Source organism: Calyptranema fuscum S582, assembly GCF_055793305.1.
The window spans coordinates 1-17,458 of record NZ_JBSLYH010000012.1; the positions used below are offsets into that span (position 1 = coordinate 1).

General features: G+C 49.2%; 12 protein-coding genes. 6 read left to right on the plus strand and 6 right to left on the minus strand.

The window, feature by feature from the left end:
• Window positions 1–432: 432 nt before the first annotated feature.
• A complete protein-coding gene (locus ACR6Z4_RS10370) occupies window positions 433–573 on the plus strand; it encodes a hypothetical protein (protein WP_479717189.1) in 141 nt (46 codons plus the stop codon).
• Window positions 574–873: 300 nt separating this feature from the next.
• Entirely contained in the window at window positions 874–2,571 is a 1,698-nt protein-coding gene (cimA, locus tag ACR6Z4_RS10375; RefSeq protein WP_479717190.1) for a citramalate synthase, read from the plus strand.
• A 238-nt stretch (window positions 2,572–2,809) separates the two neighbouring features.
• Here cimA and ACR6Z4_RS10380 read toward each other — a convergent pair whose 3' ends face one another.
• Both ACR6Z4_RS10380 and ACR6Z4_RS10385 read right to left on the minus strand, forming a co-directional pair.
• Complete coding sequence (locus ACR6Z4_RS10380) at window positions 2,810–3,682, minus strand: 6-carboxytetrahydropterin synthase (protein WP_479717191.1); 873 nt, start codon at window positions 3,680–3,682, stop codon at window positions 2,810–2,812.
• A 289-nt stretch (window positions 3,683–3,971) separates the two neighbouring features.
• Window positions 3,972–4,172, minus strand: coding sequence for a hypothetical protein (locus tag ACR6Z4_RS10385; protein ID WP_479717192.1), 201 nt, complete (start codon window positions 4,170–4,172; stop codon window positions 3,972–3,974).
• Window positions 4,173–4,387: 215 nt separating this feature from the next.
• Here ACR6Z4_RS10385 and ACR6Z4_RS10390 point away from each other — a divergent pair, with 215 nt between their 5' ends.
• A complete protein-coding gene (locus ACR6Z4_RS10390) occupies window positions 4,388–5,884 on the plus strand; it encodes a cyclic nucleotide-binding domain-containing protein (protein WP_479717193.1) in 1,497 nt (498 codons plus the stop codon).
• A 95-nt stretch (window positions 5,885–5,979) separates the two neighbouring features.
• Here ACR6Z4_RS10390 and uvrC read toward each other — a convergent pair whose 3' ends face one another.
• From uvrC to ACR6Z4_RS10405, 3 genes are all read right to left on the minus strand, one after another.
• Window positions 5,980–7,974 (minus strand): excinuclease ABC subunit UvrC, encoded by a 1,995-nt coding sequence (gene uvrC, locus ACR6Z4_RS10395; protein WP_479717194.1) that lies wholly within the window; start codon window positions 7,972–7,974, stop codon window positions 5,980–5,982.
• 171 nt (window positions 7,975–8,145) lie between these two features.
• Window positions 8,146–8,763 carry a DUF2141 domain-containing protein gene (locus ACR6Z4_RS10400; RefSeq protein WP_479717195.1) on the minus strand — a complete coding sequence of 206 codons (618 nt, stop codon included), beginning with the start codon at window positions 8,761–8,763 and terminating at the stop codon, window positions 8,146–8,148.
• A gap of 184 nt (window positions 8,764–8,947) precedes the next feature.
• Complete coding sequence (locus ACR6Z4_RS10405) at window positions 8,948–9,817, minus strand: DUF72 domain-containing protein (protein WP_479717196.1); 870 nt, start codon at window positions 9,815–9,817, stop codon at window positions 8,948–8,950.
• A gap of 666 nt (window positions 9,818–10,483) precedes the next feature.
• Between ACR6Z4_RS10405 and ACR6Z4_RS10410 the strand changes: the two genes are divergently transcribed.
• Entirely contained in the window at window positions 10,484–11,572 is a 1,089-nt protein-coding gene (locus ACR6Z4_RS10410; protein ID WP_479717197.1) for a hypothetical protein, read from the plus strand.
• 296 nt (window positions 11,573–11,868) lie between these two features.
• On the opposite strand, the gene ACR6Z4_RS10415 is transcribed toward ACR6Z4_RS10410, so the two are convergent.
• Window positions 11,869–16,293, minus strand: coding sequence for a PAS domain S-box protein (locus ACR6Z4_RS10415; protein ID WP_479717198.1), 4,425 nt, complete (start codon window positions 16,291–16,293; stop codon window positions 11,869–11,871).
• Window positions 16,294–16,828: 535 nt separating this feature from the next.
• Here ACR6Z4_RS10415 and ACR6Z4_RS10420 point away from each other — a divergent pair.
• Together ACR6Z4_RS10420 and ACR6Z4_RS10425 are read left to right on the plus strand one after the other, a co-directional pair.
• Complete coding sequence (locus tag ACR6Z4_RS10420) at window positions 16,829–17,158, plus strand: DUF6883 domain-containing protein (protein WP_479717199.1); 330 nt, start codon at window positions 16,829–16,831, stop codon at window positions 17,156–17,158.
• A 9-nt stretch (window positions 17,159–17,167) separates the two neighbouring features.
• Window positions 17,168–17,428 (plus strand): DUF4926 domain-containing protein, encoded by a 261-nt coding sequence (locus ACR6Z4_RS10425; RefSeq protein WP_479717200.1) that lies wholly within the window; start codon window positions 17,168–17,170, stop codon window positions 17,426–17,428.
• Window positions 17,429–17,458 lie beyond the last annotated feature (30 nt).

Below are 17,458 nucleotides of genomic sequence, written 5' to 3' on the forward strand. Positions count from 1 at the left end.
GATTCCGGTTCTGGCGTGAGAGCCATGCGGAGTCGGGTTCTCACACCATAACTTGTCCGCCACACCATTGAAAATGGCTACAAATGTCAGGACTCACTAGCAGGACTTTTTTTAGGACTGTGCCTTTGGGCAGAGAAACCCGTGTGCTGCCAGATCGATGCAAAAAGCGTATTTTAATCATGCGTTTTTTGCATGGTAGGGGCGGCAATAATCCGGTTTGTCTCGCTAGGATCAGGATATGAACCGTTCTCTAAAGTAGATTCCGGAGCTTGGCAGAGATGGGATAGGGACTCAGTCCTGTTCAGCAGGCACAGCCTCTTAACTCCCATCGTGTAGGAAAAAATTAGGGGATTGGGATCATCAGTAATTCCACGACCATTGCACGAATCGCTCGTATTGCTTAAAGCCCTTAAATTTGGAAGCGAAACAACCATGGATAACATCAGCATCAAGCAGGACGGTCTTAAAGAAGTGCGACCGACTGCTCCTCCGAATAGCCGAAATTTTGATTTTGACCAGTGGGCAGCTCAGGTGAGGCAGCAAATGCTGGCTTCCTTGCAAAAAAGAGGATAATTTAACAAAGAAAGAGGGTAACGGGTCGATTTGAGCATTTCGATTCGTTCACAGAGGCGGTAAGCTAAGCTTGCCGCCTCTAATGGTATTTCTGCACCCGGCTATAAATTTGGACGGAAAACCTGTTGTTTTTTTGAGAGAGTGACGGCTTCGCTATCATTCTCTCAAACAGGATTGGGTTTTCTCAAATCTACGACCCCAAAAGAGGTGGCGGATGTGCGTGAGAGAATAGAAAGGGAGCGATCGCCTTTCTATGCTTTTGCATTTTTGTTTTAGCTTCCCTTTCTTCCTATCGATCTCATGACTGTAGAGCCTGTGTCCGAGAATACTAACGCCACAAACGACCGCTTTCTCTGGATTTATGACACCACCCTGAGAGATGGTGCCCAGCGAGAAGGGCTATCGCTCTCGATTGATGACAAACTGCGAATCGCCCGTGAGTTAGACCAGATGGGTATCCCCTTTATCGAAGGGGGGTGGCCCGGTGCCAATCCTAAAGATGTGCAATTTTTCTGGCAAATCAAAGAAGAACCGCTGACCCAGGCGGAGGTGGTTGCCTTTTGTTCAACCCGTCGTCCGGGTAAAACGGCTGCAACAGACCCTATGCTGCAACCTGTTTTGGCGGCAGGTACCCGCTGGATTACCTTATTTGGCAAGTCTTGGGATTTGCATGTGACGGAAGGCTTGCAAACCACGCTGGCAGAAAATCTGGCGATGATTCAAGACACCATTGAATTTTTCCGCAGCCAGGAACGGCGAGTCATCTACGATGCAGAACATTGGTTTGATGGTTACAAACACAACCCCGACTATGCTCTAAAAACCCTGGAAGCGGCGATCGCAGGGGGTGCAGAATGGCTGGTTCTCTGCGATACCAATGGCGGCACATTGCCCCACGACGTGTCGGCGATCGTCAGGGAAGTGATGCAGCGGTTTAAGTTTTCTTCACCTGGTGCGGCACCGTCTGCCAGCGAACCATTATTACAACTAGGAATTCACACCCATAACGACTCTGGAACTGCCGTCGCCAATGCCCTATCTGCCGTAATGGAAGGAGCCAGAATGGTGCAAGGCACGATCAACGGCTATGGTGAACGGTGCGGCAATGCCAACCTTTGCACCCTGATCCCCAATTTGCAACTGAAACTCGGCTATCGTTGCGTTCGCGATGATCAACTGGTGCGAGTGACCGATACCAGCCGTTTGATTAGCGAAGTCGTGAACCTGGCACCCGATGATCATGCACCCTTTGTCGGCTTATCTGCCTTTGCCCACAAAGGCGGCATCCATGTCAGTGCGGTCGAGCGCAACCCGCTCACCTATGAGCACATCCAGCCCGAACAAATTGGCAATCGCCGCCGGATCGTCATTTCTGATCAAGCGGGTTTAAGCAATGTTTTGGCAAAGGCGCATACGTTTGGAATTAATCTCGATAAAGAAGACCCCACCTGCCGTCAGATTTTGCAACATTTGAAAGTTTTGGAAAATCAGGGGTATCAGTTTGAGGCAGCCGAAGCCAGTTTTGAACTGTTGATGCGCGAGGCATTAAGACAGCGGCAAATCTTTTTTGATATCAAAGATTTCCATGTCCGCTGTGACATGATCCCCAAGGTTGAGGAGTGGCTGACCCATTCGCTGGCAACCGTGAAGGTGATGATTAACGGGCAAGAAATTCTGGAAGCTGCCGAAGGAAATGGACCTGTCTCAGCACTGGATGCAGCATTGCGTAAAGCGTTGCTGAATTTCTATCCAATTATTTCAACCTTCTATCTGACGGATTACAAAGTGCGAATTCTAGATGGAGCCGCAGGCACCTCTGCCAAAACGCGCGTTTTGGTTGAATCTAGCAACGGTCATCAGCGCTGGACAACGGTCGGGGTCTCGGGAAATATTATCGAAGCTTCGTATCAAGCGGTGGTAGAAGGATTGGAGTATGGCTTGATGCGTCAAGATCAGGCAAAAACTGCCCTGGCTGCGTCTAACGCGGCTTCTGAATAAGGACAGTCTAAACCGAGTGATAGAGTAGATGTTTTTGCGAGCCACGCGGAGCGTGGCTCGCAAAAACATCTTTCGATCTAGCGCCATGCACGTCGGTGGGTGCAGGGGGAGAACCTCTGCGTAGGGGCGCAGCCCCCAAACCCCCATGTTGCAAAATTTAGTAGTTGCAACACTAGTTATAGAGCAGGTGGGTTTGAGCGTGAAGCTGTTGGTTTCACGCTCAAACTCATGCTGCTACCTAAACAGAGGCTAAGATCGGTTCGTGCTGGTGTATGTCACGGCTATCGGCGATGGACTCGGTGCAGTAGACCTCAGCCGAATTGTTGGGGCTTTCAATCAATTTGACTTTGTGTAACTGTGCGCCTGCCATTTTGATCGGTTGCCGCAGCGTATCCCGAATATAGACGGTAATATTTTCGGCAGTAGGCACGACTTTCTCGAAATAGGGAATATCTTTGTTGAGAAACGTATGGTCGAGGGGTTCGACAATATGGTCATCGATCGCCGTTTGTAGCTTGACCAGGTCGGCAATCATGCCCGTTCGTGGATCGATGTCGCCCTTCACCGTTACTTCCAGATGATAGTTATGCCCATGTCCATTGACACGAGCGCACTTGCCGTAAATTTCAGAGTTTTGTTCTAAGGTGAGATGAGGCAGTGCCAACCGATGTGCCGCACTAAAGTGGGTGCTGATGGTGAGATAAGCTTCCATACCGTTTCCTTTATATTCAGCCCAGAGTTCAGGATGTTCGAATAGTTGAATGCAGACCAGAGGAAGATGAGGCGACAGACGATTCCAGATTACCTGGGCGATCGCTTCAGTGGTGGGTAAGGTATGCTGAAATTCGTGCCAAACCTCATTGAGATACGAAAAATCGAGCTGGCTGGTGACTTCTCGTTTGATAATTTGCTTGACATCTGACAAGTTCAGCACCATGCCATAGTCATCCAGTTCACCCACCATCGAAACATACAACACATAGTTGTGTCCGTGTCCGGGAGCCTTGGCGCATTGCCCAAACTGCTTGGCATTTTCTGCATCACTCAGGTCTGGCAACCAATAACGATGACTTGCCGAAAACTGGGCGCGGCGGTTAATAATACATTTCATAGATACAAGAGTTTCATTGGTGCAAGAACCATCGGTGCAGGAAATATTGTGAAGTTCTGTAACCTGTCCTGTTTACAGGATATCGCAAACATTGCCCCCCTTGCCTCAAACCCGATTTGAATAATGTTCACTACGTGATTGAGCAGCCGCACTTTGTATCTCTATTCAATCTAGTACACCAACTTAAAAGTTTTAGAGGGGGTGGAGGGGGTTTTACCCCCTCTTGGGGGCGCAGCCCCCAAACCCCCATATTGCAAAATTTCGTGTTTGCAACACTAGGTACTGCTATTCACAGATAGGGTTCGGAAATAAAACCAGGGGGTGTGGGGGCTGCGCCCCCAGCCAGGGGTTCCACCCCTGCACCCCGAATTCCGTTCCCCAATCGATAGGGTTCGGACATAAAACCAGGGGGTGTGGGGGCTGTGCCCCCAGCCAGGGGTTCCACCCCTGCACCCCGAATTCCGTTCCCTAATCGATAGGATTCGGACATAAAACCAAGGGGTGGGGGGCTGCGCCCCCAGCCAGGGGTTCCACCCCTGCACCCCGAATTCCGTTCCCTAATCGTGGTGCGATGTACTAAGGATCATGGATTTAATAACCTGTAATTCTTGGGTAAGGGCGCACAGCGGTGCGCCCCTACAGAGCACTTGACTCATAGGATTTTCGTCACTGTTCTTCTAGCATCAGGTTTTGCCCTCGCCGCCTATGGAATGGATTTCGATACAAACCCAGAAAGCACTTGCTGCGATCGCCCATTTTCTCAACACGCCCATTTTAGCCATTGGCGATCGCCAGCTTTCCATCAGTTCGCTTGCCATTCTGTTGTTGCTCGCGATCGCCATTTTTCTGGCATCTCGTGCCATCAGCGAGTGGATTAAACGACGCCTACTCCATCGGTTAGAACGGGGTGTCAGAGAGGCGATCGCTACCATTACAGGGTATGTGCTGGCGCTGTTTGGGTTATTAATTTTGCTCCAAACTGCTGGCATCAACCTGAGTTCCCTCACCGTACTTGCCGGAACTGTAGGAATTGGGTTTGCCTTTGGTTTACAAAATCTGACGAGCAATTTTGTCAGCGGTCTGACGCTGCTGTTTGAACAACCGATCAAAGTTGGAGATTATGTTGAAATTGATGGTTTATTGGGAACGGTCGAAAAAATCTCGATGCGGTCTACCATCGTGCGCACCCCTGACGACCTATTTGTCATCGTCCCCAATCTCAGATTTGTTGAACAAAATATTATCAACTGGAGCTACCATGCGCCCCGATGCCGCATCCACATTCCTGTTTCGGTTGCCTACGGCAGTGACTCCGTTTTAGTCACCGAAGCCTTGCTTGCCGCTGCTCGCAGGGAATCCTTAGTGATGCCCTCACCTGCACCGAAAGTTTGGTTTCGCTCGTTTGGTGAAAGCTCACTTGATTTTGAGTTATTGGTGTGGATCGATCGACCGGAGGAAACGGAACCGATTCGAAGTTCTCTCAATTTTCTGATCGAGCGCGAACTGAGTCAGCGGCAGATCGACATTCCGTACCCCCAACGAGATGTCCACATCCGCAACCTGCAAGAAATTAAAACCGTATTTAGCTCGATAGATACGTCCCTATCGATCCTGGAGCCTGCACCCACGCATCCGCCCAACCATAACTCGCCGCCATCCTCGGAACCCAATACCCCTGCATACAACCGAAAATCTACCCCAGTCAGCAACTGGAGTTTGCGCGATTTACTGCGTCGGGTCACGTACTTTGAACAATGTACTGATCTGGAACTGCGGCAATTGATTGAATATGGGTATCGACAACTATTTCCCATCCAACAAGTCGTTTGCCGAGAAAACGATCCGGGAGACTCCTTTTACATCATTCTCACAGGGTGTGTTGAAGTCTTTTCTCAACGGACTGATAAATACATTGCGACGCTCCACGCGGGCGAATTTTTTGGCGAAATGTCTTTGCTGTTAGGTGCGCCCCGATCTGCGACCGTGAGAACGTTAGAAGAAAGTACTCTATTTATTATCGATCGCGATGATCTGCAAAAACTGTTAGTCAATCATTCTGGGTTAGCTGACCAAATTGCCCAAAAATTGGCAGAACGACAGCAAGCCTTACGAGACATGGGCTTATTTAGTGCCGATGAAATTTTATCGGAAACTCCTTTGATTTGGATGCGAAAACGCATTCAAACTCTGTTTGGAATCTAGACCATGTCGCACTATCAGCTAACGTGACGTACAAGGTGTTGTGAGAGAGCCGCGCGGAGCGCGGCTCTCTCACAACACCCGCATAAGTTTGTCTGCTAGTTTTCTTGCGATTGCAGGGGGTCTTCAAGAAGGGGGTCTTCAATCAGTTGGGGATGGAAGTAGTTGTAAATTTGTTGTGCCATCTTGGGACCGATTCCAGGTACTTCGCTAATTTGTTCGGGTTTGGCTTCCCGCAAGTAATCAATCGAACGAAAGTGGGCAAGCAGTTGCTTTTGCCGCAAATGTCCCAGACCCGGAATTTCTTCTAAACGCGATCGCTTCATGCGATCGCTGCGTTGTTGACGATGGAAACTCACAGCAAATCGGTGTGCTTCATCGCGCAAGCGACGCAATAATTGCACACCCGGTTGTTCTGCCTCTGTCACCAGGGGTAACGATTCACCAGGCAAAAAGATTTCTTCTCGTTGTTTGGCAAGACTAACCACCTTAACGTCTTCGAGCAGATTCATCTCTCTGAGAACGTCTACCACCGCTGAAAGTTGCCCTTTGCCACCATCAATCATGATCAGGTCGGGGAAATCGGCATGGCTGACCGGAGAGACAGGGGTAGGAGACAGAGATGCAGCAGAGGAAAGCCTATCATCTGTCTGTTGCGATTGGCTGACGCCGGAGTCTGGCTTCGCATACTTGCGAAATCGCCGACGAATCACCTCTGCCATGCTGGCAAAGTCATCGGAATGCCCCGATCGCACGGTCGGATTTTTGATCTTGTAATGCCGATAGTGTTGTTTGGCTGGTAATCCATCGACAAACACCACCTGAGACGCCACGGCATCTGCCCCCTGAATATGGGAGATGTCATAGCCTTCGATGCGATGGGGCAGATCAGGTAAGTCGAGAATTTCTGCCAGATCGAGCATTGCCTGATTATTGCGATCGGCAAACCGTTGGGTGCGAGCTAGTTCATATCCCGCATTGCGCTCGACCATATCAATCAGCTCTGCTTTACTCTGCCGTTGAGGTAAATAAAGCGACACTTTGCGCCCCCGTCGTTGCGTCAGAAATTCGGATAAAATCTCGCTCTCTGGGAGTTCGTGTTGCACCAGAATTTCGGCTGGAATTTCGACACTCTCAACGGTAGAATAATGTTCTTCCAGAACGCGCTGAAGAATTTCGCCCGGTGTTCCTGATTGCGCATCAGCAACGAATCCCAAACGTCCAACCAAACGTCCGGCTCGAATCTGAAACAGTTGCACACAGGCATGATGATCATCTGCCATCAGGGCGATCGCATCTCGCGACACCGTATCATCCGGCAATGCTACTTTTTGGTCGGCTCCTAATAACTCAAGCCCGCGAATCTGGTCGCGGAGTCGAGCCGCATATTCAAAATTTAACTCTTCTGCCGCTTTTTCCATCTGCGCCGTGAGGATATCTTCCAGTTCTTTGGTTCGACCCTGGAAAATCATGGCTACTTTCTGAACGATCTTGTGATAGTCCTCTGGGGAAATTAATCGCTGACACACGCCCGGACACCGCCCAATGTCATAGTTTAAACACGGGCGATCTTTAAACAATGGTTGTGGACGTTGCCGCAACGGAAATACCCGTTTGACCAGGTGTAAGGTGCGCCGCAGCAAGCCCACATCTACATAGGGACCGTAGTAGCGATCGCGTGCTTTACCGGCACGACGCTTGCGGGTGATAAAAATCCGAGGATAATCTTCAGACCAGGTGACGCAGAGATAGGGATACTTTTTATCGTCCTTGAGTAAAACGTTGAAATGGGGTTGTTGCTGCTTAATTAAATTCGCTTCTAGGGCGAGGGCTTCAGCTTCGGTATCGGTGACGATAAATTCGATCTCGACGACCTGCATCACCATCAATGCCGTGCGTGGACTGCGGTGAGGATCATCCCGAAAGTATGAACGAACCCGCGATCGCAAACTTTTTGATTTGCCGATGTAAAGAATGTGGTCATTCACATCCCGCATGAAATAAACACCCGGCTCCTGGGGAATTTCCTTTAGCCGAGATTCTAGCCGTTCGGGATCTTTTACTAAAGAGACGAGTTTAGAAGAAGCAGTCACGGGCTATAGATGCAATCAATGGGTTGAGGATGATGAACAATGGAGCTTTTGCGCCTGGAGCACTAGCAGAGAAGAGTTGGGAACATGATTCAGAACAGTTCCCAACTGAACTAAAAATTGAGCTTATCTTAAGCATACTGCGACACAGGCTAGATCAACCGAACCAGTCTGCTATTGAGGATATCTCAGTTGAATCTGGATTGCCGGACTACTACCAGCCACTAACACAACAGCATCCGCAAAGCGAGGAGGTCCATCGGTCGCGGGAGCATTGTTTGAAAATCCATAGCCTTCGATCGGCATACCAAAGGCACCGCGATTGAGGACTTCATCGCCGTTGCTATCGTGGTAGATGGCAACAGCATAGGTGCCTGATGGCAGATTTTCAAACGTGTAGCTGAAGGGGATTTCGGGAGTGCTAGGGGCTGTCTCTTCGGTTTCTTCAGAAGCCGATGCGGGTGTGGATTCGGATGTCGGCTCAGAGGTGGATTCAGATGTAGTCTCAGATGCGGGTTCGGAGGTCGATTCAGATGGGGGTTCGGATGTGGATTCGTCTGATGGGGAAGAACCCTCTGCGATCGCCACACAGATGCGTTGAACTGCACTTTCGTTGTCATTTGGAAATCCCTGACTGCCCGAAAATAATTTGAGGCAGAGGTTGCCTTCCTGGCTCTGTAACCCAACCACATCTACGGTCAGATTGCTGCTCAGTTGTGCCCTGGCAGGATTGGCATAGAATAGACTACCCACAACCAAAAGTGATAGTGTCCCGACTTTTAATCCCTTCATGCCGAATCTCCCCTTCATGCAAGCGTTGATGATTACTTGGACTGTACACCAAAGATCTAGTTCCGACAGGTCATGTTGCCAATCTGTTGTTAGTTTTTGGGAACGGCGCGCGGCGCGCGCCGTTCCCAAAAACTAACAACAGTATCGTCCGACGAGATAAAATAAAATCCTTCTCAAAACAAACTCAAAACAAACTCAATTGTGTTGGACTAGATACCACCTCTATCTCCTCTAGCTGATTCCAGGGTAACGGGGGCACCGCAATTCCATGTTGCTCTAAAAGGTGTTGAGCATAGCGAGCATTGCTGGGCGATCGCGCTTCTACAGGACAGTGGACAAAGAAATAAATTCGTTTTCCCTGAGCTAACCACTCGCCTATCTGCGGCACCCATTCGCTTAAAAAAGCGTGATTAAATGCCTGATCGGGATGGCTGATATAGCGAATTAGACTAAAGTCAGCGGTGATCACGGGTTGTAAGGGCAATCTGGGTTTGCGCCGTTCAGACTGTAATTGTGGATCATCGTCACACTCATAAATGGGGCGCGTATCCAGCAGCACTCGCCCGATCCCCATGGTTTGCAAGGTTTCATTCAGTTGGCTGGCATACGGTTCCTTAAACCAATCCAAATGCCGCACCTCTAGCGCTAAGGGAGCAAGGTCATGCTGCCACGCTCGCAAAAACGTCAATAGATCATCCCATTGGGCAGGGCTATAACTGGGAGGTAGTTGGGCAAATACGGGACCCAGGCGATCGCCCAATCCACTCATATGCTTAACAAATGCGATCGCCTCTGGAATTGTTGGAGCCAGCAACCCCTGGTGGGTAATCTGTCGTGGCAGTTTCAGGCAAAATTCAAACCCATCGGGCGTTTGCTCTGCCCAACGTGCGACCGTTTTGGCATCGGGGATGGAATAAAAGGTTGTGTTGCCCTCAACTGTTGTAAAACGCCGACTGTAAAGATGCAAAAAATCAGTAGCACGGCTCCCTGCTGGGTATAGATCACCCACCCAATCTTTGTAAGCCCAGATGGCACACCCCATGAAAAAATTCATCTTAAACCATCATCCTGTCGTGAGCTACAGCGATTTTCAATCGCTTAAAACCAGATTAGTTTTGTGAGAGCCGCGCGGAGCGCGGCTCTCACAAAACCGACTATGTCTTACTCAAGCGCAAAGCGCTGTAAACACCGGGGCAGTCCCGAAAAAATCATGACATGAATACCACTACCAACACCGGAACTTCAGCACGTATTTTTGCTTCTTAAAGTGTGTGATGAGAGAACGAGATAACGCCGCACGTCACATGACAACCCTAACGCTCATTCTTACGCTTCGGTACAACTATCGACAAATCAGGTGGGAAATAAAGCCAGGGATAGATCCCTTTCCCTTCATATTCCTCTCCTATTGACGATGATAGGGATTCAGGATTGGGGATTTAATAGGAGTGGAGGCTTATTTTTGAAAGCGTGGCAGCGCCGCATTTTTGAAAACAAACAGACGGGTTTACTTGAATGGGTTTCATCGTCTGGATGATGTCAATATACGGATGATCCCCGGATGATCCCCATCATGAACAGCTCTACAGAACTATCTATAGCGCTTTGCGTCTAGATAGATTATGGGTGCTGTGTCAGAGTTGCGCGGAGCGCTGCTCACAATGCCTTGCACTTCATGCAATCAGAATTGTTATATACGGATGGACTAAGTTGGTTAAGTATGAAAAAGTCTCTATTTACTCTCATGGCTGCAACTGGGTTATGGTTAGTTCCTGCGGCATTGCTGCACCCTGCCCTGGCTCAACGCGTGGTCGATCTGAGTCCGGCAACCAATAGCCAGAACGTTACCCCCGACACCTCTATCTCTGCTCAATTTGAGACAGAAAATGGGGTCGCAGTGGATGCCAGTTCTGTCAGGATTTCGGTCAATGGTCGAGATGTCACCAGCCGCAGCACGATTACCCAAAACTTCTTTACCTATCGTCCTACCCAACCGTTAGCACCGGGTGCTGTGCAAGTTCAGGTGGAGTATCGCAACACCAGAGGTGAACAGCGGACGATGGCGTGGACGTTTACGGTGCAGCAACCCCAGCCTGCGGCACAAATTACCTCGATTGTGCATAGCGCCAGCGGAACATCTGTCGCAACGGGTGAAAACTTTGTCGTCACCATTAACGGCACTCCCGGCGCACAAGCATCCGTCTTGTTGGTACAGGATGGACGCACGGTGCGCGAATTGCCAGCCCGAGAAATGTCGGCAGGGGTTTATGTGGCAACGTTAACGGTGCAAACAAGCGATCGCGTTACAGAAGGGGTGGTTATCGGGCGCTTACGTCGCCAAAACCAAAGCACTTACGCCGCTGCCGCACAACCATTTTCCTTGAACAGCACCACCACTGACTCTGACTCAACGGGCAATCCTCGTCCCACCCGTCCTACCCGCCCCAATCCGGCAGCACCGGATACAAACCCCACGACCGATACCAGCGTTCCTTTACAACCCCGCTTCACCAGCCCTGATGATGGTGATTCGGTTAGTAGTAGCGGGTTTACGTTGGTGGGTCAAACCCGTCCGAATGCCACTGTGCGCGTACAAGTTTCAACCGCCATTTCTGTCTTGGATGTGGTGAATTTGGGTGGGCAAACCTTGCTGGATGAGAATGTCACCGCCGATAGCACTGGTGAATTCCGGGTAGAAGTGCCCCGCACTACATTGCCTGTTCCGGGAACCCAATATCGAGTCCGGGCAACGGCTCGAATGGGCAGCGAAACCAGCCCCGAAACTTCTATGACCTTGCGGCAACGCTAATCTAGTACATCAACTTAAAAGTTTTAGAGGGGGTGGAGGGGGTTTCACCCCCTCTCGGGGACGCAGCCCCCAAACCCCCATGTTGCAAAATTTAGTAGTTGCAACACTAGAGTGCTAAGCGCTTAGCCCAGTAATGTTTACGGTATGAAAGCTACGCTTCGCGTGGCTTTCATACCGTAACTCCATTGAAAACTACGGTAAGAATTTCTGTATCCTACTGATGTGTTTCAAGTCGGCACAACGCGCCGACTTGAAACACATTCTTTTTTGTGGCGGGTGCAAAGTGCTTGTACCGCTTATTTCTCAAGGGCATCATAGATGGTTCTGAGAAGGTCTTGAGTGGTGTAGGGTTTGGGTAAGAATGAATGGACATATGCCTTTTCGGACGCAGGTAATTCGGTGCCGGATAGAAGCCCGCTAGAAGTGACGATTTTGATGGTGGAATTAATTTTTTTCAGGGTGCGAATCGTGGTTATACCATCCATTTCAGGCATCATCAGATCAATCAACACCAGGCGAATATCCTCTCTGTGCTGAGCATAGAGGGCGATCGCTTCAATCCCATTACTTGCTGTTAATACTTTATATCCGTACGTCTTGAGCAAGTTTTTAGCCATCTCTCGAATGGGGGCTTCATCATCGACCACCAAAATCCATTCTCCCTGACCGGCAAATAGCTCGATTTCATCTATCAATGCAGCTTCCTCCGCATCAGCCGCCGGGAGAAAAACCTGAAACTCTGTGCCCTGCCCCAGTTCACTAGACACAGTAATAAATCCCTTGTGGCTTTTGACAATGCCAATCACGGTGGATAACCCCAAGCCAGTCCCTTTGTTGATTTCTTTCGTCGTAAAAAATGGTTCAAAGATGCGATCTAACACATCTGCGGCAATGCCAACGCCTGTATCTGTTACCGTGATCACCACGTAGGCTCCATCTCTAGCATCCAGGTGAAGCTGAGCATCGGCTTCATTCATCGTAAGATTGGTGGCTTTAATGCTGAGGGTGCCGCCATCGGGCATGGCATCGCGGGCATTGACACAGAGATTCATTAAAACCTGGTGGAGATGTGTAGCATCCCCTGAAATTGTCCATAAATCAGAGGGGACGCGGGTATAGATCTGAATCGATTTGGGAAAGGTTTCTTCCGCAATTTTTTTGATTTCTGCAATCAGGTGTCTGATTTGTAAAACGCTGTGTTCACCATCCATCCCACGAGCAAACGACAGTACTTGTTTGATTAATTCACTGCCCCGTTTGGTGCTACTTTCCAAAATTTCTAGCCAATGCTCACTTTGGGGGTCGTTACATTTCATCCGCAAGAGTTGAACCGACATGAGAATGGGTGCCAGGATATTGTTCAAATCATGAGCAATGCCACCGGCTAATGTACCAATACTTTCCATTCGTTGCGATCGCAAAAATTGCCGTTCCAGTAATTTCTTTTGAGTAATATCGGTGTTGACCGTAAGAATGGCTTTGGGTTGTTCTGATGACGTTCGTACCAGCGTCCAGCGGCTTTCAACCATGAGTTCTTTGCCATCTTTTGTGATCTGCCGCAACTCACCTTGCCACTCACCCTTGCGCAGAGCAGTTTGATGAATGTCTTGATTGTTTTCAGGCACCTGACGATACAGTAATGCGATCGCAGACTTGCCACAGGCTTCCGCCGAAGTCCAACCATACAGCCGTTCAGCACCCTTGTTCCAATAGAGAATGTGGTTGTCTAAATCTCTGACAAAAATGGCATCCGTTGCCACATCTAGCAGGGCGGCTTGTTCTCGATTTTTTTGTTCTGCTCGTTTTCGTTCCAATAACTCCATCTGGACTTGTTGATAGAGTTGCGATTGTTGGATAGCGATCTCCATTTGCGTAGAGAGTTGCTTGAGCAATTCAATTTCCCATTCTTGCCATTGCCGAGGTGCAGAACAGTGGTTGGCAACCAACAAGCCCCACAAGGTTTTTTCGCGCACAATCGGAACAACCAGCTTTGCCCGGACTTGAAACTGTTCTAACAATTCCAAATGACAATCGGTTAAGCCAGCCGTATAGACATCTACAACGCTTTGAATTCGCCCCTGTTCATACAATTGCCGCCCCTCTGCTTGTTGAAAGAAACTATCTTCAACGACGCTACCCAAGGACGATTGCCAGCCCGGTTCAACAGATTCAACCGTAATTGTTCCGCTCCAATCCGGTTCAAATTGATAGATGAATACGCGCTCGGTTTGCAACAAATTGCGGATCTCAACCACAATGGTATTGAGAATTTCATTGAGATCGAGCGATCGCCGCATCCGTTGAGCAATTTCGTTGACCAGGCGTTCGCGCTCGGCACGCTGTCGCAATGCCTCTTCTGCTTGCTTTCGTGCCGTAATATCGATGGCAACGCCACCGACCCAGCAGTGCCCCGATACATCCGAGATGGGAAATTTATAGACCAAAAAATTACCAACCGTTCCATCGGTGCGGGGAGCCGCCTCGATCGTCTCGATTGTTTCATTGCTGCTAGCAACGGTTTTGATGTTTCGCAGAAACTCTTGAGCAAACTCTGGGGTATAGATATCAAAGACATTCTTGCCAACTAAATCGCCCGTGGGCAAACAGAATGTGCGGGAATAGGTCGGACTGGCATACAGCATATGCCCGTTGGTGTCGGTAATCCAGGCAGCCGCAGGGCTATGGCTCATAAAGGCTTCAAAGCGTGCCTGACTGGCTTGCAGTAGCGCTTCTACTTGTTTGCGTTCGTCTTCGGCACGCTTGCGATCGCTAATATCGGTGACAAAGCCTTCTATCCCCAGCAATTCTCCTGTGTCAGAATAAATGCCATGCCCCCGTTCCCAGACCCATTTCTCGACCCCTGTTTTAGTAGTGATGCGATATTCACATTCATGGGGCTGCCGCTGTGCTAAAGCCTCTTGTATCTGTTCCCAAACCCCTTTGCGATCGTCGGGGTGGATTTCCTGTCCAATGGTAATGGTGCGATCGACCAGATAGTCGTCTTGACAATAGCCCGTCACCGCAAACACGCCCACACTGACAAATTCAGGCGTACTGTCCAGACAGTTGGCAACCTGATAGACATAACCAGGTAGGTTATCCATCAGTGTTGATAAGCGGTGCTCACTTTGCTGTAACGCTTCTGCCGCCTGTTTTTGCGCGGTGATATCGCGGGCAATTTTAGATACCCCAATGATTTGTCCGGTAGCATCTTTAATCGGCGATAGGGTAAGCGAAAGATGAATCAGTGTGCCATCTTTACACTGACGCACCGTTTCAAAATGTTCAATGCCCTTTCCACGTCTCAGCCGTTCCAATATTTCCGGTTCTTCATCCCAGCGATCGGGTGGAATCAACCGGGCAATGGAACTACCAATCATGTCGCTGGCAGTATAGCCAAAGATTTTTTCAGCAGACGCATTCCAGGTGGTAATGATGCCGTCTAATGTTTTGCTGATAATGGCATCTTCAGACGACTCTACGATCGCAGCCAGTCGAGACAACGCCACGTCTGACTGCTTGCGTTCGGTGACATCACGGGCGATCGCATACACTAATCCGGTTTCAGCGACTGAAACCGCCGTCCAGGCAAGCCATTTATACGAGCCATCCCGACAGCGATAGCGGTTTTCAAACAGGGGCGTGATACCACCCTGAATCAACTGCTGAAACTCAGCAATGGTAGAGGATCGATCGTCAGGATGAACAAATTCAAGAAATGGTGTACATTGCAGGTCGTCTAGAGAATACCCCAGCGTCCGTTCCCATGCCGGATTCAACCGAATAAAGTACCCCTCTGGGGTGGCAGTACACATTAGATCTAACGACAGATTGAAGAAGCGATCGCGTTCGGCTTCTGCCTGTTTGCGCTCACTGATATCCCGTGTGATTGCCAGCAGCCCCAGCGTTCCATCCAGATCAATCGGTAAGGGCACTGCGTGTGTTTCTAAGTTTCTCCGAGTCCCCCGTTGACCAATGATGTCAAACTCCAAAACCCCACTTTCACCCTGACAAACCCGCTGGTTCAACCCCTGAAATGCTGCCCGATGTTCAGGTACAACTAACGCATCAATGTTTTGCCCGGCAACAGTACTGAGGTGATCTACCTCAATCATCGCCAATCCCGCCGGATTCATTTGCAACAGTTTGCCATCGGCATCGACAATCTTGACGCACTCTGGTTCGGTATTAATAATCAGGCGTAGCTGCTGTTCTCGTTCTTGCAACACCATTAAATTTCGCCGTAGCTCTAGCAGATGCACCACCTGACGGCTTAAGGTTTGCAGCGTTTCTACCTGCTCTGCATTGAGCTGACGCGGAATCCGATCAATCACACATAAGGTGCCCAGTTGATAGCCATCCGTCGTGATTAAAGATGCCCCTGCATAGAAGCGGATATGAGGTTCATCAGTGACCAGTGAATTGGTAGCAAATCGTTCGTCTAAAAGGGCATCCTCAACGATCAGCGGCTCTGATTGCAAAATTGTGTGCGCACAAAAGGCTTGATTGCGAGGCGTTTCGGTAACGGTTAAGCCGACGTTTGATTTAAACCACTGGCGATCGCGATCGACTAAGCTAATCAGAGCGATCGGCGTTTGACAAATCTGGGTTGCCAGCCGGGTTAAATCATCAAATGCTTGCTCTGTTTCGGTGTCGAGAATTTGATACCGATAGAGTGCGTCTAAACGATTGCGTTCATTATTGGGCAGCGGAGCTTCCATGGCGGATGCAGGTAGGAATTACGTAGAAATAGGATATCTGGCGATGTAGCAATTAAACTAAGTGTCTCAGTATATCTACATACTATCGATACCATAGCGTTTTGCAATAGGGTTGGCTAAGGTCAACTTCGTCCAAGGCTTGAGCAGTCTTGAGCACAGTAGTATCAATTAGCCTAAGCTATTTTGACAGATGAGATTTTTTCTACGGAAAAACTCTACTGGTCGTGCCTATTTAATGTCGTCAAAGCCTTATATTCAAGGGTTCCCCACCTAAGCGATCGCCCTTACCTATCCCGAACCCAACCGTGGCGATCGCACCTCTTCATTTCAGGTTCAAGAGGTAGAAAAAGGCGATCGCTTCTATTTATCTAACTTGCCAGATTGAGACCTCGGAGGTTTTGGGAAACCTCCGAGGTCTTGGGAAGAGGCGATCGCCTAATGATGGACAGTAGCGGGCTGGACAGCGATCGCAGCATGGTGAATTGTTAGCTATGTTTAAGGAAGGAGGCTTTAGGAGTAGAGCGATCGCAAATTTATGAAATTGCCAAGAGGAGAGTATGCCATCATTCCAATGGAGAAACTAACGGGGTACTGCCTCAATCTGGAACATCCCTCCGGTAAACATAAAGCCAGGGTCTTTGCCTCTGCTTTGGGAATTACAGTAGAAAATGCTGGAGACTTGCGAGAATTGATTGCAGAAGCCGCAATTGAAGGTGAGGTGATTCAACAGGACGGGACAGATTTTGGGCAATTATATAAAGTCGATTGGGCTATACCTGACGGTAGATCTATCATTCTTCGTACCCTGTGGGAAACCACTATTAGTCAACCCAATCCTCGTTTGATTTCTGCATTCATCAAGTAAGGAATGAATATGGCAAGCTTGAAAGTCCTTGATACTATTGCGAACTTAAAACCAATTACCCGCGATCGCCTCACACTGATTGAACCGGAGTATCAATCCCTTTCATGTTTACCCATCGGACAGGTAGGCACAGTCCTTGAGATTTACCCAGGCGAATTGCCCCAATATTTAGTCGAATTTGCCGATTTACAAGGGCATGAGTATGCGATCGCAGTCCTGCAACCTGATGAAATACTAGAGTTGCATTACGAATTGACGTTGGCGAGCTGAAGATAGGTAGTAATTCAGGAGAGTTAAGAG

Excerpts from the sequence above, each read along its gene's own strand:
- ACR6Z4_RS10390 (WP_479717193.1), top strand. The coding sequence starts at position 4,388 with ATGGAATGGATTTCGATACAAACCCAGAAAGCACTTGCTGCGATCGCC.
- ACR6Z4_RS10400 (WP_479717195.1), bottom strand. The coding sequence starts at position 8,763 with ATGAAGGGATTAAAAGTCGGGACACTATCACTTTTGGTTGTGGGTAGT.
- ACR6Z4_RS10420 (WP_479717199.1), top strand. The coding sequence starts at position 16,829 with ATGAAATTGCCAAGAGGAGAGTATGCCATCATTCCAATGGAGAAACTA.
- ACR6Z4_RS10405 (WP_479717196.1), bottom strand. The coding sequence starts at position 9,817 with ATGAATTTTTTCATGGGGTGTGCCATCTGGGCTTACAAAGATTGGGTG.
- ACR6Z4_RS10385 (WP_479717192.1), bottom strand. The coding sequence starts at position 4,172 with ATGTCCGAATCCTATCGATTAGGGAACGGAATTCGGGGTGCAGGGGTG.
- cimA (WP_479717190.1), top strand. The coding sequence starts at position 874 with ATGACTGTAGAGCCTGTGTCCGAGAATACTAACGCCACAAACGACCGC.
- ACR6Z4_RS10415 (WP_479717198.1), bottom strand. The coding sequence starts at position 16,293 with ATGGAAGCTCCGCTGCCCAATAATGAACGCAATCGTTTAGACGCACTC.
- ACR6Z4_RS10380 (WP_479717191.1), bottom strand. The coding sequence starts at position 3,682 with ATGAAATGTATTATTAACCGCCGCGCCCAGTTTTCGGCAAGTCATCGT.
- ACR6Z4_RS10425 (WP_479717200.1), top strand. The coding sequence starts at position 17,168 with ATGGCAAGCTTGAAAGTCCTTGATACTATTGCGAACTTAAAACCAATT.
- ACR6Z4_RS10370 (WP_479717189.1), top strand. The coding sequence starts at position 433 with ATGGATAACATCAGCATCAAGCAGGACGGTCTTAAAGAAGTGCGACCG.
- ACR6Z4_RS10410 (WP_479717197.1), top strand. The coding sequence starts at position 10,484 with ATGAAAAAGTCTCTATTTACTCTCATGGCTGCAACTGGGTTATGGTTA.